The organism is Christiangramia crocea (genome assembly GCF_022410465.1).
Classification (GTDB): domain Bacteria; phylum Bacteroidota; class Bacteroidia; order Flavobacteriales; family Flavobacteriaceae; genus Christiangramia; species Christiangramia crocea.
Genome location: NZ_JAJSON010000025.1, coordinates 338,986 through 361,782 on the forward strand (window position 1 = coordinate 338,986; position 22,797 = coordinate 361,782).

Annotated in this window: 14 protein-coding genes; 2 read left to right on the top strand and 12 right to left on the bottom strand. The window is 37.8% G+C overall.

Annotated elements, in window-relative coordinates:
- Positions 1-344: 344 nt before the first annotated feature.
- Positions 345-818 carry a hemerythrin domain-containing protein gene (locus LU635_RS13070; protein WP_240099938.1) on the top strand — a complete coding sequence of 158 codons (474 nt, stop codon included), beginning with the start codon at positions 345-347 and terminating at the stop codon, positions 816-818.
- A 7-nt stretch (positions 819-825) separates the two neighbouring features.
- Here the strand turns inward: LU635_RS13070 and LU635_RS13075 are convergent, their stop codons facing one another.
- On the bottom strand, positions 826-1,305 hold the full coding sequence (locus tag LU635_RS13075) for a hypothetical protein (RefSeq protein WP_240099939.1): 480 nt from the start codon (positions 1,303-1,305) through the stop codon (positions 826-828).
- A 173-nt stretch (positions 1,306-1,478) separates the two neighbouring features.
- On the opposite strand from LU635_RS13075, the gene LU635_RS13080 reads away from it, so the two are divergent.
- Positions 1,479-1,835 (top strand): cupin domain-containing protein, encoded by a 357-nt coding sequence (locus LU635_RS13080; RefSeq protein ID WP_240099940.1) that lies wholly within the window; start codon positions 1,479-1,481, stop codon positions 1,833-1,835.
- 90 nt (positions 1,836-1,925) lie between these two features.
- Here the strand turns inward: LU635_RS13080 and LU635_RS13085 are convergent, their stop codons facing one another.
- From LU635_RS13085 to LU635_RS13135, 11 genes are all read right to left on the bottom strand, one after another.
- The gene (locus LU635_RS13085) at positions 1,926-2,750 is read right to left on the bottom strand and encodes an N-acetylmuramidase domain-containing protein (protein ID WP_240099941.1); all 825 of its coding nucleotides are present in this window, start codon (positions 2,748-2,750) and stop codon (positions 1,926-1,928) included.
- A gap of 212 nt (positions 2,751-2,962) precedes the next feature.
- Positions 2,963-4,519: an FAD-binding protein gene (locus tag LU635_RS13090; RefSeq protein ID WP_240099942.1), complete on the bottom strand. Its 1,557-nt coding sequence runs from the start codon at positions 4,517-4,519 to the stop codon at positions 2,963-2,965.
- 9 nt (positions 4,520-4,528) lie between these two features.
- Positions 4,529-4,888, bottom strand: coding sequence for a hypothetical protein (locus LU635_RS13095; RefSeq protein ID WP_240099943.1), 360 nt, complete (start codon positions 4,886-4,888; stop codon positions 4,529-4,531).
- A 107-nt stretch (positions 4,889-4,995) separates the two neighbouring features.
- Positions 4,996-6,270, bottom strand: coding sequence for an ATP-binding protein (locus tag LU635_RS13100; RefSeq protein WP_240099944.1), 1,275 nt, complete (start codon positions 6,268-6,270; stop codon positions 4,996-4,998).
- The gene (locus tag LU635_RS13105) at positions 6,252-10,196 is read right to left on the bottom strand and encodes an eCIS core domain-containing protein (protein WP_240099945.1); all 3,945 of its coding nucleotides are present in this window, start codon (positions 10,194-10,196) and stop codon (positions 6,252-6,254) included. The genes LU635_RS13100 and LU635_RS13105 overlap by 19 nt, the downstream gene beginning before the upstream one ends.
- Positions 10,197-10,219: 23 nt before the next feature.
- Entirely contained in the window at positions 10,220-11,578 is a 1,359-nt protein-coding gene (locus tag LU635_RS13110) for an eCIS core domain-containing protein (RefSeq protein WP_240099946.1), read from the bottom strand.
- Between the two features lies 1 nt (position 11,579).
- Positions 11,580-12,926 (bottom strand): contractile injection system tape measure protein, encoded by a 1,347-nt coding sequence (locus LU635_RS13115; protein WP_240099947.1) that lies wholly within the window; start codon positions 12,924-12,926, stop codon positions 11,580-11,582.
- Positions 12,919-16,668: a hypothetical protein gene (locus LU635_RS13120; RefSeq protein ID WP_240099948.1), complete on the bottom strand. Its 3,750-nt coding sequence runs from the start codon at positions 16,666-16,668 to the stop codon at positions 12,919-12,921. Before LU635_RS13120 ends, LU635_RS13115 begins: the two co-directional genes overlap by 8 nt.
- On the bottom strand, positions 16,655-19,354 hold the full coding sequence (locus LU635_RS13125) for a hypothetical protein (RefSeq protein WP_240099949.1): 2,700 nt from the start codon (positions 19,352-19,354) through the stop codon (positions 16,655-16,657). Before LU635_RS13125 ends, LU635_RS13120 begins: the two co-directional genes overlap by 14 nt.
- Before the next feature lie 3 nt (positions 19,355-19,357).
- On the bottom strand, positions 19,358-22,369 hold the full coding sequence (locus LU635_RS13130) for a baseplate J/gp47 family protein (RefSeq protein ID WP_240099950.1): 3,012 nt from the start codon (positions 22,367-22,369) through the stop codon (positions 19,358-19,360).
- Positions 22,366-22,797, bottom strand: coding sequence for a GPW/gp25 family protein (locus LU635_RS13135; RefSeq protein WP_240099951.1), 432 nt, complete (start codon positions 22,795-22,797; stop codon positions 22,366-22,368). The genes LU635_RS13130 and LU635_RS13135 overlap by 4 nt, the downstream gene beginning before the upstream one ends.

The window sequence follows — 22,797 nt, forward strand, 5'->3', positions numbered from 1 at the left end:
ATAACCTCCAAAAAACTAGTACAGAATAAGTACAGAATCCGTTGATTTTAAGCCATATTATATGATATCAAAATTTATTAAAAATTCATAATCAATTGATTTTCAGTACTTTTAACAAGTGTTGATCTCTACCAGATTATTTTCATAACCCGGAGGTCCCGAGTTCAAATCTCGGTCTCGCTACTAAATAAATCCCTTCAGTTTTGAGGGGATTTTTTATTCCAGAACTAACATCCATAATTTACTTCATGTCTATTGTTGATTTTATGGATTAGTCTTAATATGATTTCCCTCATATAGTACCTGAACCATTTTACTCATTTTTGTCCCTATAAAAAACTGGAATGAGGAAACCTATTAAACGCCACAAAGCTCTTCAGCCTTTAAGCCGGGAACATCATTACGGATTACTTCTTTGCTGGAAGATACGGCAGGGATTTAAACTGAATATAGAGCCAGAACGAATTAAAAGTTATATTGATTGGTTCCAGTTAAATTATCTCAAACCCCATTTTGAAGCTGAAGAGAAATTGATATTTCCAATACTGGGAAATGATTATGACCTGGTAAAGCGAGCCTTGACAGAGCACCGACGTTTAGAAAAACTATTTAACCAGGAATCGGAACTTGAAAAAACACTAAAACAAATAGAAAAAGAATTGGATCTGCACATCAAGTTTGAAGAAAGGGTCCTTTTCAATAAAATTCAAAAAGAAGCTACTTCAGATCAATTGGAGGTAATTAAAGAACATCACCAGGACGGAAATTTTTCAGATGACGATTGGGAGGATCACTTCTGGATTTCGGAAAAGAAATAGAACTCTTCTAAAAGAAATACCAGCCGTGACTTCCGGCAACGGCTCCCAGGATAGTTAACAGACTTAAAATTAACAGCACCCAGTGTGACCGCTGAATAAAATTAAATGTCTTTTCGGGATTAATAATTGCGTACTTCTTAAACAGCCCATGCAGTATAAAAGGTTCAAGAAAGAATAAGACTACCGTAAAGAGCAACCAGATAAGGACCATGGCGTGAAGCCACCAGAACTGGGGATAAAGGAATCGCTCCCAGGCATCCATGGCATACAGCATAAAAAACCCACTTAAAGCCGTAAGGAACGTGGTTATTTTTGCCTGCAAAGAAAACCTGCCTTCAATCTTTTCAAAGGCTTCCATCCTTTCCCTGGGTGAGTTCATATTCTTTACTGCCGGAATAATTACGGTAGTCACCATTGCCATACCTCCTATCCATAAAACAACAGCAAGCACATGAATAACTCTTGCCAGGGTTAAATATTCCATCATTGAGACCTAAAACAAATATGCTGGATAATATTACAAAAGCTTTTAATATTAGATTCCTTTCAAATCTGAAGTTTTATACAAAACTGATTCTTATCATAGAATTGCTGAAAGCAGCCCGTTAGTTTTACCATAATTAAGAATGATTCTAAATATAAATTTAAACTGATTTAATTATGAAATATGCTTCATTAACAAAGGAACTGGAATATAATGACAAGAAACCGGCAGTAAAGGTTTTAATGGATACCGATAGCAGCCAGGAAATTAGAATTGCGATGAAAGAGGGGCAGCAAATGAAAGAACATTCCACTCCCTACCCCATTGTCGTGGAAATTTTTGAGGGCCATATTACTTTTGGTGCAAAGGGAGAAGTCCATGAACTCAGAAAAGGAGATGTTGTTTATCTTGAAGGTGCCATTCCACACGACCTACAGGCCGAAACAGACAGTATAATTAGGCTAAGCCTGTCAAAATCTGATAGTGCAGAGAGGGTTAAAGGTGTAGCAGAAAGTTCGTCCGAACAAAATTAAGTGCCTAAATTATGACATCCTCTCATATCTTAGAGGAAGCCCCAATTTAAATACCAATATCACCGCAACCTCTTTAAAATTAAAGGTTTTTTATTTATATTTTTCATAAGCCGTTTCCAGTTTTCTGGAATACACATCTACATTTCCGGAACCATTATAGCCGCGGGCAAACTTTCGCCAGTCTTTAGATTTCAAGTGAGTTACTAGATTATTTTTTTGAATGAATCTTGAAAAGGCATGTAAATGTTCTCTTTCATGTTGATTCATGTGAGACACGAAATGTTCCACACTAGAATATCCTAATGGAATAGCGTGAAATCCCATAATTTGGTAAGAACCCCAACTACAGGCTTCGTGCGCGGCATCACTTACCTCTTTATCCATACTTAAGGCGGCCGCTTTTTGAAGTCGGTAATGCTCTTTCATCCCGCCCTGGTAATAACGACCATCCCTGTACCAGTCTTTATGTAAAATTTCCTCTACTCCTTCTTTTAAAAAATCTTCTGGATTATAGCCTTTGGAATGTAACTGCCTCCAGAAAATATGTCCCTCAAAAAGAATTTTACACCATCCATTCAGCAAAAATCCAGCACCGGAACTTTCCACTTCGTTCACTGCTTTAATTGCCGGTAATTCAACCCCGAGTTCCTGGGCAACGTCAATAAGGTCTTTTTCTGAAAGAAGCTTATCTATATTTCTACTTAATTCAGGGCCTTTAGAAAGTAAAACTGCCCAAGTTTTGGAACCTACGATACCATCAACCACTAAATCATTCTTTTTTTGAAAATTCTTTACAGCTTCATCTGTGTCTTTATCAAAATAATTGGATACCTGTAAATTATATCCCTGATCGATCAGAATTTCTTTTAACTGATAAACAGCATTATTGTTAGATCGGTAACGAAGTGTTTGCATAATAAATAGTTTTAGAAAAAGTGAATTATTAATAATAACCTGATTTTCAATTCCTAAATTTTAAGTTTTTAGTTAAGAAATTGAAATCTGAAGCCAGGGGTCTTTTCCCCTATTTCTTAATTCTTGTTTGAAAATTAAGCTTAAATGTTCTTAAAGTAATCACTAAGGTTTTATAGAATGAGTATGACAATAAAGAATCTGTCAGGCATATATCAATCCAGACCACATTGTTTCATAAACTCATTTTCGAAAATAGCCTTTGTACTTCCCGGCAATAATTCTTCACGTACTTTTTTCCATAATCCAAAAGCTTCTTCACCATACATCCATTTTAACCTTTCTTCATTCAAATTAAAGTTGATCTTACCCCAATGAAGGGTATATTTAATCTGCTCCTTTTCTAAATGGTCCCACACAGCAGCATAAAATCTTCTTGCACCTAAAGACTCAATTCCATCCATCTCCAGAACACAGGTTTGTTTAAATCTAGTAAACCCCAGGACCGCAGATGTTCCCTTCACATAACGAAAAGCTAAGCCCCCAGGAAAGCTGTGCTTTTTGTTTATCTCAATGATCGCATCTACTACCCTGGGCGAATTTTCAGCTGTAATGCCTATAGCACAACTCGCTATTTTGCCCCTAAATTTAGTATAGTTGAAGATCTCTCCAAGAGTTCCTGTTTGAGGTGGGGTGGGCTTAAAAGCCAGGGAGAACATTTGATTCACTAATGTGGGAATCAGTTTTTCAGAACTGGGACCGAGAGCATCAAGAACGGTGGAAATAATACCGGCCAAATCTTCCCCATAGGTGAAAAGCTCACTGTGTTTTACCGGAATGTAATCTGTTGTATATGGTTTTTTATAAATATATTTCAGAAAGGCGTCCCTATTGGAAGGATTATCTACCTTTTCATGAATATTAAAAAGTACTTCAAAATGGTATAAAGATTTATCCTCCTCTTCAGGTTCTATATTTAGAGAGGAAAAATCTAATGTTCTCATTGCTTTTTTCAGAGCATCGTTATAAGGAAGATTACCTAGTCTATGTTCCTCCAAAAGAAAAATTGGAGAAGTTTCTATCATTAGGCCATGGATAAACCCGAAACTTCCGAAACCCACTACCACTGAATTAAAGACATCGTCATCCCGGATTACGTCTGCATCCAGCCATTTAAGAAAGTTTTTAGAAGCAACAGGATAAGACTCCCGCTCTATCCAAACATGCTTATCAGAACCGTTAACCAAATGGATTCCCACAATAGCATCGTGGACCGCGCCAAATTTAAAGGCCGCACCATGGGTACCTGTGGCAGTGGCACCCGCCAGGGTTTGTCCGTTACTGGCTCCTGAAGCTTTTATAGACCTCGCATCATTCCTTGAGGCCAGCCTTCGATTGAGCTCATAAATAAGTGTTCCACATTGTACGAAGTAAAGATCGGCAGGGGTATTCTTATATTTCTGACTGGTGTATTTTGCTGTTATAGGAAAAGAAAAGTTGAGCGGCGAAGTATTAACGATACCATCGGGACTTAAACCTACCTTTGTAAAAGACCATCCACTTCCCATAGCCCGGAGTTTTATTTCATGCTTTTTAGCATAATTGATCAACCATTGGAAATTCCTGGTTGTGGCAAGATATCTTTCTCTCCTGGTTGTTCCCGGTGGATTGTAAAGGCTAAAAGAACTACCCATTTTTAATTTATGGGTAAAATTTTCGTGCTTATTGGTCCACTTCGAAATTGGTAATTTTTCTACTCCTGTTGGTATCATATCTAAATATCAATTATCCAGTCCTCCATCTCCTCCGGTAGGCCGGGAACATCCATAACTTACACTTCTATGATTCACTGTTCCAAGGGTGATAAGAGTAAGCAAAAAGTCTGTAGTTGATGTTTTAACTTCTACCCAGGTCATTGCCTCTTCACGGCAAGGACATAGAACCCCTTCAGTTGCAGGATTAACATCAACTTTTTTTACCACCAGACCCCACAGGTAACTCCAGTTTGATCTGGTTTGGCATTCTACATTTTCCATCGTATCCTGATAAGGACTTGCCTCCACCCTGGTGCTAACGCAACTTATTTGCATGAGACCAAAACATATCGAAATTATTCTTATATAATATTTATATTTTTTCATAATTATAGAATTAAACTGAAATGTATAGTGCCTTTGAAAATTATCTACTATAAAATCCGCTCATTTAAATTTCTTTTTTAATATCAATACTTTACTTTTTAAGAGATTTATCCTACAGATTTATTATGAAACATCTTTCCCTCTTTTTCAATTTCTCTGCGTATACCTTTTAAGACCATATCCTGTAAAACAACGTCATCACCTCCTTCGATGGCTTGCAAACATGAAAACTGCACTACATTCATGATATTTCCACCGCTTAACTCATAGCCGCTAATTATTTCCGGTATATCCAGGTTTTCCTCAAACTTAACCTCTACGGGAAATCCTTTCTGTGCTATAGACTTCCTTTCTTCCCTGGTAGGAAAGGGAAATTTAATAATGGAATTAAAGCGCCTTAAAAATGCATCATCGATATTTGATTTAAAGTTGGAAGACAATATCACCAACCCATCAAAATCTTCAACTCTCTGGAGAAGATAACTGACTTCCTGATTTGCAAAACGATCATGCGCATCTTTTACCCCCGTTCTTTTACCAAAAATTGCATCTGCCTCATCAAAAAACAGGATCCAATCACGATTTCTTGCCTTTGTAAAAAGCCGCTCCAGGTTCTTTTCGGTCTCGCCTATATATTTAGAAACTACCGTAGACAGGTCTACTCGAAATACAGGTTTTCCTGTATGTTTTCCCAGCAAAGTAGCTGTAAGGGTCTTTCCAGTACCTGAGGGACCATGAAATAAGGTTCTGTATCCAGGTTTCAACTTTCTGGCTAATCCCCAATCATTAAAAAGTTTAGTATGGTGATTTAACCAGATCTGTAATTCCTGGATTTGCTCCAAAACATCCTTAGAAAGCACAAGGTCTTCCCAGTCCATTTCTGTAAAAATTTCTCTTGCTGGAAAATTGGAGCTGAATTTTGGTTTACTCCTTTTACCGGTAAGATAAAAATCGACATAGTCCTGAGCCATAACAAGTTTTCCACTCATCATAGGTTCACCTTCCGGGACAGTTTCCAGATATAATATTCCTTCCTTTACCAGATATGCTTCGTCCTGAAGCATATTTGCTACCTTCAACCTCAGGTTGTAATCTATGCCCCCAAGAATATATTGTGCAGTTTCACCGGTGGGCAGAATTCCGCGGTGATTTTTTCCTTTTACACCTCCAAATTCAACAAAATCGCCACCCTGAGGCATATATTTCTGAATGATCCTCGTAAAATAATCTGGTTTTAAATGAGGCATCAAAGCAATAGTTAGCAATAGATCTTCCAGTTCCTTATCAAAATATTCTGTGAAGCCTTCTGCCTTCAAACGACTTTCTAAAATGTTTGTAAGCCGTTGGATACTTTCTGCTATATTTAGTCTTTTTTTATCCATTCTTTCAATTTTTGATCTTCCGAAAGTTCTCCTATTCCCTGGCCGTTCATTTCATAAACAGTTTTTGTAGCGTACATGGGATCAAGTTCTTTGGAGAGTTTATTCATTACTTTAGCCACCTCCTTTTCACTAAATTTATTCTCTTCATTCCCATGTAACTTTTCCTTTTCTATGGCATCTTCAATACTCTTATCGCTGAAAACCTCCATGTTAGCAGAAACTTTTAGATTGAATGGCGTTTTTGCAGTCTCAGAGTCAAATATTTCCTTTTCCTTATCAGCCATATCCTCCAGATTATAATTGGAGGATGCGGGAATTAAATTTCCTGAGCCTGCGTACCCTGAACCTCTAAACCAGTCAGCGATCAAATGAGCTGAATGAACTGATTTTCCGGCGACCAATTTCTTAAAACTATCGCCTAGAATTTTTCCTGAAGAATCGGTCGCTCCTCTTGTACCAGCCTTTTTAATCGAAATGTTCTGCCCCGATGAAGTGATTTTCTTACTTCTGGCTTCTGCCTCCGCACCAAAATCGATCATTGTGGTGAACTTCTCATCTTTCTGCTCCCCATCCTCATAAGTATAGTTGATCTTTATTCCGCCTTCCTGTATATTCCAGTCGGTTATAACCGGTTTATATTCGGTATGATCTGAAGCACCAGATTTGGTTCCATCTCTTAAATATCCCTCCTCGTCAATATGCACTGCTGGCAGGTCCTGGGCACTCTGCCTTCTAATGTGATATTTACCTTCAGCCTTTACGAACCTATATCCAAGTTCTTCAATTTCATTTTTGATCTCATTTCCTATTGAAGAGAATTTAGAATTATCATTTTCAAAAATTTGATTATCCAGATATTTTGAAATAGGTGAATCCTTATTTTCTTCTATAGGCTTATCAGGCTCTTCTACAATTTTGCCCTCATCCACCTGCTCCTTTTTATCGGGATTAACTTTTCCCTCAAGATACCACACACCACTTTCATTCACCGTTCTTAAATATTGAAATCCATAGCGTAATTTTATTCCTTTAAGAATAGGTTTTATCATTTTAATGGTCACTTTTCCTGATAATTTATTCACTGCCTTTACCGCTTTTTTCATTCCCATATCCAGTCTTGCCTTTGGATCCTCCGGAACACCCGTGCTAACCACTTTTTTCAAAAAGGCTTTTCCCTTTTTCACAATCCAGCCAATAACATGGTCAATAGCCTTATCTACTTTATCCTGCACTTTTTTAACAATACTGAGGATCTTTTCTGATATCTTACCTAATCCCAAAAATTTGGCAAAAAATGAAATCGCCAGGGATAGCATTCCTGCAAGAGTATCTTCCACTTTTTTTATTGCTGTATTGATGACTCCATTGGCTATGGAGGACATAGAGTTTAAAACTGCCATTCCAACCCTGGCAATCTGGGAAATCTTATCAATTAAGAAAGTGATAGTGTCGTATATGAAAATTATTGCCTGAATTACGGCCCCTGCCGGATTTAAACTGGAAACAAGTTTTGTAACCGCTTTGGTTACAACTTTGGTTACCACCCATGAAGATATCTCTTCTATGACCATAGATTTCAGGTCGCTTAATTTTTCCTGAATTCTTTCCCACATTGCCATGGGGCCCCTGGTAACCAAAATTGTGACCAACTCAAATCCTGTTTCTAAAGCTTTTACTGCCGGTTCCCCTAAATGTTTTACAAGTTTTTCCCGTACCCGTTCCCAGGTTACTCCTAAAACCGATAACACAAATTTGATGATCTCCTGAAAGCTAAGGCTCTCCGGAATATGTATTCCAGTACCTGCGAGTGAGCCCATGAGCCAGTTGAGAAGGGCTTTTTTAAGATGTTTACCAATATTGCTGGCAAATTTCTGAAAGCCATTCTTAGCCGCTTTTACAAGATTCCCTATAAAACCAACCGGGTTTTTCAGAATATTGCTGAAAGCTGCTCCTGCCTTTTTAATCCAAGGAACAGCTGCCGGAGCAACAACCGAAAAAAGTATTTCTAAAAGATTCAGTACTGTACCGCCTGCCCAATCCAAAAATTTGCCAGCAACATTTAGAAATGCATTTCCAACCTTCCTGAAGGCATTAGAAATAAGTACAAGATCTCTCCAACTCAACGATCTGATGGTTTCTAAAATGGTAGTAGGTATAGCCCTCACAAACCCCATAAGACCTTGTAATGCTCCCTGAAACCAGTTATAAGCCTTTTCAATAGCATTCCCCTGCTTAATATTTTCCCAGACTTCCTCCTGCCCTATCAGTTTCATGAAGCCACCAATAAGATTTTCTGCCGTCGGAGGATACGGATCTCCGGTTATAGGATCTTCTCCTAAAACAACACGTAAAAGGTCATAGGCAGGTGTCCCTTCCGCCAATAACGCCAGAGGACGAAGAATTGCTGACTTTACCATTTTCATAATCTCACTTACCAATCCTTTACCGAATTCAATAAGTCGGTTTATAGGACTTGTAAATATTCTCTTTGCCCTACGCCATACATCACCCAGATCAAAAATATCGCTCCAGCCAAGGGAATCTAGAAATTTGTGGATGGCTGATTTAATACTTGAGCCTGTGATACTAAGACTATCCATTTTATTTTTGAACCAGGAACTGGCATCATCAAAAATTCCGGCGCTATCCAGTGCGTCTGTAATTAACTTTCCACCCGGAAGGAATTCTACCATCGCCTTTATTATATTAGCAGGACTTCTGTCTACCCTTTCCATATTGATAGGGTTCACTCCCAGAATGATCGTGAACATTCTAAAACCTGGGATATAATGTGCTTTATCAGCAAAATAATCCAGTGCATCTCCTATTCCCAGTCGCTGAATTGTGCCTGGATGAGAACTGCTTATTTGCGGTTTCCGTCTTATAGAAGCCCCCTGCTGTACTACATGAGTCAGTTCATGCGCCAATAGGTGTTGTCCTTCTTTTTTGGAAGGATTGTACTGCCCCCGATTAAAATAAATATGATTTTTATGAGTAAAGGCCCTGGCATGCAATTGGTTATTAAGCTTTACCGACTGATCATCATAATGCACTCGCACATTTGAAAAATCACTGGTGAATTGTTTTTCCATAAAAGATCTGATACCCCCGGGAAGTTTATCACCTGCATTTTTTGAACTTGAGATTTCACTCTCAACAGTACCATCTACCTCAATATTCCCCTTTCCTTTCCTCGAGATCAGGTCATTTTTATTTTCATCATCGGTTGAAATTGTCTTCTTATCAAACCCAGTATTTAAAGTCTCCTCGCCATCAGGATCCTTCTGTTGCTCTGTTTCAGGATCTGATAAGGACTTTGTTTGAAGAAATTGGTTTGAGATATCTTTTGTTATAGGGATGTTCACCAAAGGTTCCATACTAGGTTCTCCCTGGAAGGATTTGGAATCTTCAGAATCCTTATCCCTGGTTTTCTCTGTTTCTTTCTCTATCTGGTCTTCTCTTACTTCTTTTTTTTCTTTATCGGCCTTGCCTGATTCCGGTTTTGGAGGAATTTTAATGGCTGTGTTTGGTGGTTCCGGACTTGGTGATTCCAGGTTTTCTTCTGGTGGATTCTTTTCTGGTACTTTTTCTTCGTTCGAAGTTGGCTGTGAGGCGAGCTCCGGTGGAAGAATATCATCTAAAACTCTTTCTGCATCTGGCCCGGTACTATTGTTCCCTACAGTCTGGGTCATTCTTTGAACCGGTGTTGGAGAAATAAAGGAAAGAGAAGAGTACGTATCTGTGGCCTGCATTACATAATCGGCCATATTATCGGCTTCAGCTTCATATTTACTCGTAGAGGAATCTACCTGCATTTTAGGCTGAATGAAAACATCTGAGCGTGTAAGATTATCTCCCTTTTTTTTAAAAGCAGGGTGATAGTCTGAACTGGATGATATGTTTGCTACTGCCGATTTTGAAAACATTCTCGTTCAACAAAATTCTTTATTCAGTTGTTTTGCTGTTTTTTAGCACGGGCTACAGCCTCTTTAAAAGTTTTATCAAATTGCTTTTCCCAATCTCCCTGCTTCGCTTTTATCCCACTATGATCGGTATCGGTGTCATAAATCTCCTGGATTAATCCTTTCTCATTATTTGCTTTTTCTACTATAGGTTTTAAGATAGCTTCCAGCTCAGAGTTTTTCTTTTTTAGGATTTCATCGAAAAAAGCTGATGCGGAGGCCTCTGTATCAGCCTCTGCAGTGACTTTATAGGTCTTTGAAGGTATTGCCTTCCTTAACTCAGTCCTGTATTTTTCTGCTATAGATTTGGTTATTTTGAAATGAATCTGTTCATGGCCAAGCAGGCTTTTTCTTTCTTTCTTGATATTTGCGTCCGGACCGAATTTTTTTTCTGCTGCAGCATCATCTGTAAGCCAGTCTTTCTTCCAGGAGAGATCGGTTTCCATAAAAGGTTTGAGATCTGCGTTGGAAGGCTTATAAGTAATAGCCACAGTAACTACTTCTCCATTCCAATTCCAGTTTGGATTAATTACTTTATTGTTTATATAATTTATTCCCGAATAGGTATAAGCATCATAATCTGTGTTTTCTGGTGCCGAAGCTTTAAAATCGGTCCACTTCAAATTTCTGTAGGATATCTCTTTTCGCTGAATGGATTTATTTCCTACTCTATTTTGTTTACTTCTTGTGGCATTTACAGCTCCCTGCTGAACCGTATGAGTAAGCTCATGAGCCAGCAGATGTTTTCCTTCTTTAGAATCAGGCTGATAATTTCCCTGCCGGAAATAAATATCCTTTCCATGAGTAAATGCTTTTGCATTAAGATCTTTGTTGAGTTGATGGGCTGAAGAATCTGTATGAATATTTACTTCTGAAAAATCCACTCCAAACGCATTCTCGAATTCTGCCTGAACCTCCGGAGCCATTTTGCCTCCTGAACCTTTTTTATCCTTTAGCTTTTGAGTTAAATCGTGGTGCATTTCAGGCCTGCCATTAGCTTTCATTTGTACTTCCTCTTCCTTTTCTTCCTTTGCCTGAACAGGCTCTTCTTCCTCCTCAGGCATACTTTGTTTTTGAATTAACGGGGTGATTTCCCCAGCCAGGGGTTTTGCCTGAACCTCTTCTTCCTCAGCCTCCATTTTCTGAATATTAGCATGGTTATTTTCCGGTCCTATGACTTTATCGGCCATATTATCAGCCTCTTTTTCAAAACTATCCCCAGGAGAATTTACATTCAGTTTGGTCTGTATCGGGGCGATGAAACTTTGCTGATGCTTTTCGCTATTTTCCAGAAATTGAGAATTTCCTGGTTTATTTCGCCACCTAAATATTCTTTTCTTAAACATTTTAATTCCATTTTACGGTTAATATTGATGCTTTCCATGGAATTTTAACCGGAGTAATCGGCCATGGTAAACGATTTAGCAAAATGTCCTCGGTTTGATTTTCTATGTGCAATAAGAAACCAGTAGTATCTTTTATCAATACACCTTTTCTTTTTAAAAATGTGGACCGGAAAGCCTCAGCTCCGGTATTTTTGAGAGCCTCCCAGTGATCTATCACATTTTTGATCAAATTATCGCATTCACTGATCTCATAATCGCTTATCGGCAATTCCAGAGGAACTGGCTGTTGTATAGGATAATCACAAATAAATTTAGCCATGACTAGCTTATCATCAGGGAAAATCAGTTCTCCAGAAGCCACATAATGTAGCAGGCATACTGCACGTTGCCTGCAGAAATCATTTTGAAATCTGTCATCCTCAAGTAGCCCGGTTCTTTCAAAAAAACGTTTTAAAAAAGGGTGTAATAAGATAATCCCGGCATTCTCTACCGGTAAAGTTTCACCATCCCCGTTGTATATCTCCTCAAGAGGTAAAGAGTTTGACACATTCTGAACCGGGATCTCCGCCTCAAGTTTTAAACCTGTTACTTTAGTGATATTAACAGTCAGCTCCTTTAAATTATCTGGAAAGAATGATTCAATATCAAGTAGGAAACCCGGCCAAAGCTTTTTGATGATTTTTTCAAGATCAGGTTGGTTAGTTTCTAATGTCAGATGTTGGAGTACCCCGGTAATAAATAGCACTTCGCTTCTAAACGAGGCATCATAGACCTTACTGGAAACAGCGCAGAACTCCTTAATTTTTTCGGTAATAGCTCTTAACTTTTTTGAAAAATCCGGATTTGTTAATTTGGAGACTAATTTCCATCTACATTTTTGATCAGTTTGAAACATTAAACGCCGCACTAAATCAGGTCTCTCTTTTAATTTTTTTATCAATTCAGATAAAAACTCCGGTGCATCCAGTAATTTATCACTAAAATTCAATTCTTCTGCATACCATGGTAAACTGCCGGTTCGCAAAAAATGAAAAAAATTGTTTTTAACTTCAGCCTCTTTTTTCACTACCGTTCCTTTCTCAGTATCATTAAACAGTAGCTTCAGCTCCTTAATCAAATTATCCCGTACCATGCTTTCAAAACCTGCCAGCTCCCCGGAATTTACTGATATATTAATAGTAGCCTTTTCTATACGAATTATCTCTTCACTGGAAGCAGGCAATAGCTCATCATAAACTTTTTGTATAATTTCTGCGAATTCCACATCGGGAATGGAATCTCTATGTCCAGAATTACAAAAGAGACTGATCATTACTTTATTGATCTTATGTTTTTTATTTTTAATCAAAATCTGAATTTAGCATTTCGGAAATTTGACTCAAGGTCTTCAGAAGTGGATTACTGATTTGTTCCTTGAGTTGGTTTCTGATTATTTTTATTTTTTCAGAAACCGGATCAACACCTAACATAACACGGGTACCTTTTTTCCATCTTGCAATGCTATGCTTTGTAAATGAAGGCCAATTTCTTGTGATATCGGTCCTGGCTACAATTGCAGCATCTCTACAACTCTGTATATAGAAATAGACGAACATAGTTTCATAATAAATAATCTGTAGAAATGCCTGTTGTGTTGTATTAAGCCTGTCCCTGGTCATTTTAAAAATGGTATGTTGAATCTCCTGGATCAGTTTAAATATTTCGGCATCGTGTTTACCGTCCAAAGTTTCTTCAGGTTCACTCAGGATGAGTTTATACATTGCAAAAACCTTATCCTGATAAAACTGCTGGAATTGTACTATTTGTCTGGAATTTTTCTTTAAGAAAGTACGGAGTATCTGCAAACTATTAGTGATATCGGTTTTCGCCATATCCAAACAAGCATTAGCTTCTTCCTGAGGTACATTTATAGTAAGTTCCTGATCCAGAGTTTTAGAACATGGTCCATTAGTAGCGGTAAGACTTATCTTTAAATTCAGCTGCTGCCCCGGCCTTACTTTTATAGGGAATTCAAATGAAATTGCATTGTTGGTAGTTTCTCCAAAAGGCGAGAAGTTCCAGTGAAAATTTTGGTTCTCAATAGCCTTACTGGTATTTTCTACTTGTATGTTTGCAACTGTATGCTGATTGTTAAATTTAATGTCAGGGCTTATAGTGAATGCAGGTTCAGGTTGCTCTAACACTTTAATGGTTTCAGGAACTTTTTGATCATTTACGGTAAAGGAAATATTCTTTCCATATTGGATATTTTCCACTTTATTAGGATCAAAGAACCAGTTATCTCCATTATTTGAAACCAAATTGGCAACCGGTTTATTTTCGATGAATGCTTTTAAAACAGCATCGGCTGGGGAAACTTCCAGCAATAATTCATCAGCCTCCTCAGTTTCGCTAACGCATACATGATCCCTTCCGATAAAGAGTGAAACCACGGGGTCTGGAAACACAAAGGATAAAGCAGGAGTTTCACTACAACACACATAAGGCAGACATAAGTCACCTATAACTGTTCCATGAGCGAGAGTATTAGGCCTTGATAAATTGATTAAATCAGAAAAGCCAAATTCAGGGATCCTCTCTCTTATATCTTCATCGAAAGCTGCTATATCCCTTGTACGTATCCCAGTGGAGAATGGTTGGGATGGGCTCATCCCTAATCCTTCGGTAGTTATTCTCTCCGCAGACCTTTCAGGAAGATGTTCCGCAGTCATCATATTCAATTTTATAAATCTTTCGGGATCAAATTTTTTTCTCTGGGCCTGGGAATAATACAGTAAAATGAAAGTACCTCCTTTGGGCACTCCGGCCTTATGCTGAGCACCAGGATGAGCGTCTATATAATTCCTAAGTATAAACTGATTAAGCAGCTCATTTTTACGTTCAAGAATTTCTTTATAGAGAATGGTAACTTTTTCTCCCAGACAACAATTTGAAAGTATGCGGTTTAATACGCTAAAATAGTTTTCTATATAGGCGCTGTTCTTTAATCTGCTACCATCCTTCAGTAGTTGCTTTTGAAGCTTTTTCTTTGCAGCCCGGGCTGTTTTACATTGTTCATTTAATGCCTGGAGATATTTTTTCAGATTCTCTTCAGTAAAATCACTGATATTGGATAATTCATTGTCTTCAGTAGCTTTTAATTTTCCAAGAACAGAAGCGGGTATATCCATAACAGCGATTTGTAATTCTTCTTCCCAATCCCTCACCTTATCCTTTAAGGCGTTACCAATCTTAACATTGATAGCACTACCACTATCCCCTGTTTTTATCGCATCACTTCCCTTGCTCCACAAGATTCCAGTAGAGTCAGTACTCTTGTCCATAAAACTTAAAATCGTATTCTTCTGTTTTTTCGATTTAGGTTGATTAAAAAGCAAGCTTCGCGTGCCAGCCTCTTTCATAAAAAAATTCCTCGCTATAAAACCTCCGGTATCTCTTCCCGGAATATTTATATTTTCCACCTCTTCATTAGGTTGATCAAGGCTTGGCATTACTTCCATATAATCCAGATGAAGGCCTTTTTGAGTAGTACTGAAACGGGAGAGGAATCCCGACGCACTCTTCATCATACATTTCTGTTCCTCATTCCAGGCCTGTAAGATAATCTGGAGGTCTTCAAACTGAGCTTTAAAATCTTCATAGTCTATAGTCAGTTCATCAGCCATATTTCCAATAGCCACGGGAACAATTTTAAAATCCAGGCCCTTCTCTTTTCGAAGGTTTTCCAAATTCTTCAAGGTATTTTTCACTTCATGCCCTACATGCCCTTCAATCCTGTAAAAATCATGATCTTCAAGACAATAATCCAGTGGGTCAAATATGGGAGGATAATTATGTTTGTAATAATTCCAGGTTTTACCCTTATTATTAATTCTCCATAAGTTTAGCATCTCGGCGGGATCAGCCGATTTTTTCAAATTGTAATAAAACGGAAGTGCCCGTTCTCCGAGACTATGGTAGCCATTTCGGGAAGGTGTAATACGGATTTCATCATGTCTCTCAAGAGCAAAATTTTGAAGCATTTTTAGAATACGCTTGTACCGGTCTTTCAGGTTCTTGATAGTGCTGGAGTAATCGTGAATTGGTGAAGCATAGAAAGAATGCCTTAAAGAAACAGGCATGTGATGAATTTCTCCCAATAAAACATGCTTAGGAAAGGCGGCAAAGTCTGCACAGCAAATAGTATAATTTCTTCTTAATTGCTCTAATAGTTCATTATAGGCATTTACCAGATCTTTATATAAATCGTAGGTATACTGGAAAGTAAGATTCCCTGTCTTAAGATTTTGTAATAACTGACTGCTATTGAAGGAATTCCCTTCGGCAATATCTTTAAAGATCTGAAGCTCACCAATCCTTTCAATATGTACAGAAAGGTCTAAAAAGTTGATCTCGTAAGCTGCTTTAAGGCTGGATAAAGAGGATGTATTGCCAGAGTTTAAAATCACCTTTTTAGCTAAAAACTGATCAAGATTAGAAACTATATTTTCGCCTGAATCATTTAAAAAAGCATTTAGAATTGAATCTTCACTGGCAATCTTCCTGGCATTTTCCTGAGAGGTGACCAGTACCCTTAAATTATTTACGACTTCCAGTCCCTGTGCATTACAATCTATACCCGAACAATCATCTTCATCCTTATGAAAATTTTCAAGGTATAGGAGGGCTACCATATTTTCCTCGTCAATATCTGTTTTCGAATGGAATTTATCTAAGGAGAATACATTCGAAGATGTGGTATCTTCCTCCAGTTCATACAAGTCCATCACCTTATCATCAACCAGAAAAGTTTCATAAAGAACATTCTCATCTGCGAACTTTTTAAAACCCTTATATTCAGTTTTTGGTTTATATAAGATATCACCGTCTGTCGTAACGGCGATACCCTTCTCCAGTATGATTGAATCCCCACTGGTTCTTACCTTTAATCCACAAAGAATTCCGACACCAATTAGTCCGGTTCTTGTTAGTTTATCCTGGTAGTTAATGTGGTCTAATACACGGTTTAATGCCTCGTCTGTTAGCACCTGGTTATCTTCAAATCGATGATAATGAGGTGCGGTCTCTTTTAAAATCTTATTCGCTGCCATTGTCGTTATTTTTTAATTCACCAAGTGATGATTTATTAAGGATGATAGAGTGACTGGAGTCTCCATCTTTATTACAGTCGTGCAAATTACCTTGTGGATAAATGGTTTCCAGAGAATGAAGCATATCTACAAGTGGCTTGAGAAATTCATTGTCTTTTTGATCTTTCGGCGAACTCATTTTTTTCTGAAGCCATTTTTTATATAGAGTCTGTAAATCTTCCATAGGATTTTTTTCCTCTGGTTCAATGTTTTCATCTTTCGGATCTGAACCTATCCAGCAAATCCTTGTAAGGATATGCGCGGGAACTTCAGCTCGAATGGTTCTCTCTGCAAATTCTCTGAAAAACATATTTGAAAATCTCCGGGTCCAGCCTGGTAAAACAAAAGTGAGTCTGAAAGAATAAGGATCTTCTGGTTTACATTGCATACAGTCTTCATCTACACATATTTCCATGAATTTCTTCTCTGCTTCCGGATCTTTCTTATCGGGATGAAAAAGAATATTCTCAAAAACATAGGCACCTTCATCAGTTACCTTATCAAATATGAACCCTGCATATTCCTCGATTGCTTCACTAGCTAAAGTCTTATCATCATAGGTTTCTGGATGTATAGCAATTATCTCAAAAGAATGATCGATTAAATTGAATCCCCAATTATCACCTGCCGCAGGAAATAACTGAAAATTTTCTTTATTCCAGGAAAGACTTACAGCTTTCCATAGAGCCGTTTCGGCCTCCCATTCCGATTCAAATTCGCCAGTTCCCGTAAAAAGCGCCTCCCCATTCTTAGAGAAAATTCGCCATTTCCATTTGCCTGAATCAGAAAAGATTTCATGATAATATTTGGTCAAATCCCTTCTTGAAGAATCTCTGATTCCTAAAAGCCTGTTTATACGGTTTTCTAGCCCTGATACGTTTAAGGTATCCCAAACCCCATGTTCTTCTCCAAAATGGTTGAAGGCCGTTCCCCTGTTATATCCCAGGGATGGATATTCTTTTATCAACCTGGATTTTTGCCATAAGGCAGTTTCCTTATTCTCAAGACCAAAAAGATCGGTCATTAGAAAAACATAATCGTTCATGTTTTCTGCAAAACGAGCGAGTAAGTGATCCAGGATCTCATTTTTCCTTCCTACGAAATCGTCTATTTCTGATAGAAAAAGACCGGTGTTCTGGTTGAAATTTTCAGAATCAGGAATAATTTTTTCCAGGTCTTTAATATCATTCAGCACTTCAGAAAAATAAGTGCGGTTTCCATCCAGATCTGCAGACAGAAGTTGGCCAACATTTTTAAGGTGTGCAAAATATGTGGCGAGTACCTGATCAAAGATTGTCAGGTATGATTTTAATTGTAGTTTCTTTGCATGTCTTTCTTCAGGAAAAGAAGGAGATAAGCCTTTGTTTCCTACCCCGTATAGAGCCGGCAGATCATTTTGAATACTGAAATAATCAGCTTCATTTCTAAAATTTCCTTGTGGATAGGCTAAATCTTCATAAGCAACCCGCAGGGAGCGATTATACTCTCTGAATTTTTGCCTGAATCTATTTTTAACCTCTGCCTTATCAATATTGATAGGGATAACATCCTTGAAAATGTTTAAGGTGCTGTTCTCCAGGCAAATATCGATCACCTTATCGAAATCCTTTGGAAAACAGATTTTCCATTCATTTTCCAGTGGCGCACAGTCATCAGAACTTTCCTCCTGATCATTACAGGGGCAGGAATTCATTGATAATTTCCTAATTCTGGATATTCCGGGAGTTTCTGAAATAATTTTTATAAGATCGCTTAACCTTACCTCATTCCGGAAATTTGCTTTTTTTAATTCAGCATCGGTAATAAATCCATTTTTTAATACAGGTCCATTAAAAATTTCGTCCGATGATAAACCTTCTTCTATTAAATCTAAAAGAGTGTATCTTTTGACCGATGGAGAAACATATTCCTGAATTCTGAAAAGTACCTCCACAACGATATTAAGGGCATTAGCCGTTTTATCAATTTCTATGTCTCCGCAAACCTGAAATTCAAATGATTTTACTTCAGTTACTTCGATAAGATCTTCACATAAGTTACGATTTGAATGATAAGTCCTGTAAATTTCATTCTCAATCTCATTGACTTTTTCTATTCTGTTGGGATCTTCTTCATCCAGCTCCCTGATATCGGTATCGAGTTCATAATAAATTTGATTTAATCCCTTCAAAGTAAACTCCTTTCTGTTCTCATAATCTGGCAGAAGGTCTTCTTCATAACTTAATTTTCCCCTTGGGTTACTTTCAGTTGCCTCATCCATTAAGGAACAATGCATATAGATCTTTCGATCTTTATATGGCCTGATAAAAGCATTCTTCACCCCTTCTATATCTATAAACAACTTTCTGTAATCATTCTCGGTAATGGATTTTGTGGTCAACACTTCTTTTGCCGAAGGAAACTTATCCAATACTTCCCTGGATTGTAGATCTACAAGGTCAGACACTGGCATATTGATTCTATAACCCAGATCTGTAATGGCATAACAAAGAACCTCTAAAATGGTTATTCCAGGGTCATGCAGATTATAATCTGTCCATAATTTCCGCGACATAGCAGTGATGTGATCAAGACCAACCTTTCTTAGATAATTGAAGTCCTGTTCATCTTTGGTAGTCGTTCTTTTAGGAATATTTAAAGTCTCCATAATTTAACAGATTGTTGCTTCATTTATAATATGCTGCACAGCGGGAACCAGAATAGATAGTGAGGTAAGAGGTTTTATTTCTTTTTGTACTACCCAGGAGTCATCATCTTTCTTTTGTGCCATTTTGAAATCCTCCACATAATCTACATACTCCAGATTTTCAATAAAATGAACGACTTCATAAGCGTACAGGGAATTTGAAAAAATAATTTCTGCATTTTCTACATATATCCAGGGGGCCAGATATTTTTTAAGTTCTTCCTGCAATTGTGTTTCGTAAAAATCGAATTCATATTCTGCATAGAACCTTACTTGAAATTGAAACCTTACCTCCTCATAAATAGGGTTGCATACCTCTAATTGTGCATGTAAAGGCATTTTAGCCTTTAAAAAATAGAATATACTGTTCTTAACATCCTGACTCACCATTGGCTTTAACCGGTAGGCTTTATTATTATCATTCAGGCGGGGAATTACCAAAAGAATAATACTTCCGGGACAAAGTTCATCTACCTTATTTTCCAGGTGTTTAGTATGATTAAGGCATTTAACTTTATATAGAGAGGGAAATTCCTGTAACACCAGGTGTTCATAATCCCAAATGGCAAGTGCCCTGTTTTTATGTCTTAATCTCTCACTTATTCTGCGGTAATATTCTTCCTTATTTTCAGCAGGTTTGCCACCAAATGACGGATAGGGCTGAGTTAGCGACTTGATACTGGATTTTCGTTGAGCTAATTGGTCAATAGTATTCGTCGGCAAGCCGGCGTACAGGTGTTCTAATGAGTTTCCTCTCCAGACAAATGACGCAAGTGCAGCCTGCGCATGAACACCTTTGAACCGGGATACACTATCTGGTTCCTTTTGTAATTCGATTTTTAACCATACCAGGTCTGATCTAAAAAGTGTATGCTCATGACCGGTATTTTCCGGAAACCTGATTTCTACTATTCCTGAACGCAAAAAATTGTTTGTCCCGTTTTGAATAATATTTTCAGACTTTAAAGGGATCCATTCTTCATTCTGCCCAAGCACAGACCACCTGATACCTTCAGAATCTTCAAAGGAACTATGTAATGGATTTTCACTGCCTTCTTCTACTTCAAAAAGCAGACTGATATGATCTTTAGCCTGTATCGATTCAATTCCTACAAAAAGCTGATGGCTGTTGAAACCAGGCAATATAGATCCTCTTTTTTTCATTAGTTTATGGCCAAACGGAAATTTTCTAAGAACTTTTATTTCCTGGTTAGAAACAGAATTATCAGAAAGAGTAATTTCGGCACTGGCCTTATAATCCAAACTTAAATAATCCAGCAAGGGCGTATATGGCTCATTTGGAAGTTCTTCAGGATTCACACCCCGAAAGGGAGTATCAGTAATAACCGAAACATAAAGATCGTTATAGAGGTCATGATAGAAGGGCTCCATGAGTTTCAGCTCGATCTCTCCGCCTTTCAGGTAAGTGGTTGAAGATGTGTCTATCTCAATTGCTGCTTTATCAACCGGAAACATTTCATGGGACTTATCGGACGGGTTATAAGGAGAACTTACTAAGACCCTAAAATTAGTACGCATAGTATCAGCCTGGAAGGAAGGTTTTCTTTTTTTCAACCTTTTAATAATCTCATGTTCGTTACTTTCTATCTTCCTATAACCTTCTCCTGAATTAAATTCTAACATAATATCTCCCAGATAAGGCATTAGATAGACCTCATATTCTGCTTCTTCATCTCTCTGTGCCTGGATAGCCTGTTTGTAGTGACTATAGTGATTATCGAAATTTGCCGGCATATTAAGCCATGGTAAATTGATGGAATAGGAATCAATATTTTTACCTTCAAACTCAGGAGCCTTAATCTTAAGTTTGGAATTTTTTTTAGGCCGTGGTCCAAATGGCATAAAAGGTTTATCAGGGGCCAGGTTGCCCAGTTCATTTCTTATGCTGAGCTCTTTAAGATTATTCACTTCAACCTCTATCTTCACGCCCTTTAAACTTATTTCAGATAAATTCCTGTACATAACAGGATCTTTAAAATGAAATTTTATTACCGGTTCCGATGTCCTGAGGTTATTCTCATGAGACTTCTCGTTATAAGGAGTCACAGCTTTTTCATCCTGCTCTAACTCGATAGTCCAGGTGTTGGTTTCAGATTCAGGAATGGTTACTTTTATATTTTCCAACCAGCCTTTTTCCTGAGTAACCGAAGCAAAAACTTCGCCTTTCACCTCGAGTTCTTTATTGAATTCCCAATGAACTTTTATGATCCTTTTACCGCTCTTTAATCTTAATAGAGGAGATGACAGATAAACTTCACGTGGAGCTAGCGGCCATACATCATTCCCAAAAGCCGAAAAGCTCTGTCCATCCTCCAGTTCCTCTTTTATACCATCAATCGAATTTGTTTTAATAGCATAATGAAGCCTTTTGTCTTTATCGGTATAAACAGATTTAATTTCACTTACCCTGGCCTGGTTGACCACCAGATCCTTTTCCAGCCGGTAAAAGCGGGATATTCCTGCTTCGTCTTTACCGGCTTCCAGTAAGCTACCCTTTTCTACAAGCTCTTTTTCAGCATTCTTTGCTAACTCAAAAATTACGTGCACAAAGTCCTTTTGAAAGGTTTTCGGTTCTATATTTAAGACCTGTTTATAGTAGAATTCTAGGTGGCGTTGCGGAATATTATTAATACCCTGCTGTGGAAATTTCAGTAATTTGAGAAAACTGATAAAAAGCGATAAATGCGGTTGTATTTCTCCGCTGGAATAAGCATTTTGTATCTTTTCTATTTCCTCTTCCGAAGGAAAAAAACCATTCCAATCCCCCGCTATATCGTTTGGGTTCTTATCGTAATAGGCTATAATCCCCGCATATTTTTTTACAAATTTGAGCCAGTCTTTTTCATCCAGATCGTGCAACTTCAAATTTTGAGGCACCAGAGCCTTAAGCAATCTTTGCTGCTGAACACTTCCTTCACGAACTAAAGGGTTTTTATTTTCACAGGTTTTACTCATCCTTGAGAAGGGATTTCGATTATCTCGGTAGCCTCTTCTAAGAAATATGGATAAACCATATTATACCTTGAATTGGTTGATCTAATCAGGTAATCTATTTCTATTAACAGCCTGCCTTCATTTATAAATTCGTCATTTATATTTATCTGAAGGGGCTCTATTCTCGCTTCATGGTAGAGAATGGCGGTTTTAACCATTTCTATCAGAAAATTTTTAAGAGTCAAATTGAAGGACTCAAAGACCATTTCATCCAGATTACATCCATAGTTCGGTTGAAGAACTCTCTCCCCCTTAATGGTTCCAAGCAGAATATGCAGACTCTCCTCAATATCCTTTCTATCAGAAACCATTTCTACAGACTTTCCGGTTTTGCTGAATGATGGAGGAAAGCTCCAACCCGTACCTGTAAATGACTTTTTTTCTTCCAT

Excerpts from the sequence above, each read along its gene's own strand:
- LU635_RS13070 (WP_240099938.1), top strand. The coding sequence starts at position 345 with ATGAGGAAACCTATTAAACGCCACAAAGCTCTTCAGCCTTTAAGCCGG.
- LU635_RS13075 (WP_240099939.1), bottom strand. The coding sequence starts at position 1,305 with ATGATGGAATATTTAACCCTGGCAAGAGTTATTCATGTGCTTGCTGTT.
- LU635_RS13080 (WP_240099940.1), top strand. The coding sequence starts at position 1,479 with ATGAAATATGCTTCATTAACAAAGGAACTGGAATATAATGACAAGAAA.
- LU635_RS13085 (WP_240099941.1), bottom strand. The coding sequence starts at position 2,750 with ATGCAAACACTTCGTTACCGATCTAACAATAATGCTGTTTATCAGTTA.
- LU635_RS13090 (WP_240099942.1), bottom strand. The coding sequence starts at position 4,519 with ATGATACCAACAGGAGTAGAAAAATTACCAATTTCGAAGTGGACCAAT.
- LU635_RS13095 (WP_240099943.1), bottom strand. The coding sequence starts at position 4,888 with ATGAAAAAATATAAATATTATATAAGAATAATTTCGATATGTTTTGGT.
- LU635_RS13100 (WP_240099944.1), bottom strand. The coding sequence starts at position 6,270 with ATGGATAAAAAAAGACTAAATATAGCAGAAAGTATCCAACGGCTTACA.
- LU635_RS13105 (WP_240099945.1), bottom strand. The coding sequence starts at position 10,196 with ATGTTTTCAAAATCGGCAGTAGCAAACATATCATCCAGTTCAGACTAT.
- LU635_RS13110 (WP_240099946.1), bottom strand. The coding sequence starts at position 11,578 with ATGTTTAAGAAAAGAATATTTAGGTGGCGAAATAAACCAGGAAATTCT.
- LU635_RS13120 (WP_240099948.1), bottom strand. The coding sequence starts at position 16,668 with ATGGCAGCGAATAAGATTTTAAAAGAGACCGCACCTCATTATCATCGA.
- LU635_RS13125 (WP_240099949.1), bottom strand. The coding sequence starts at position 19,354 with ATGGAGACTTTAAATATTCCTAAAAGAACGACTACCAAAGATGAACAG.
- LU635_RS13130 (WP_240099950.1), bottom strand. The coding sequence starts at position 22,369 with ATGAGTAAAACCTGTGAAAATAAAAACCCTTTAGTTCGTGAAGGAAGT.
- LU635_RS13135 (WP_240099951.1), bottom strand. The coding sequence starts at position 22,797 with ATGGAAGAAAAAAAGTCATTTACAGGTACGGGTTGGAGCTTTCCTCCA.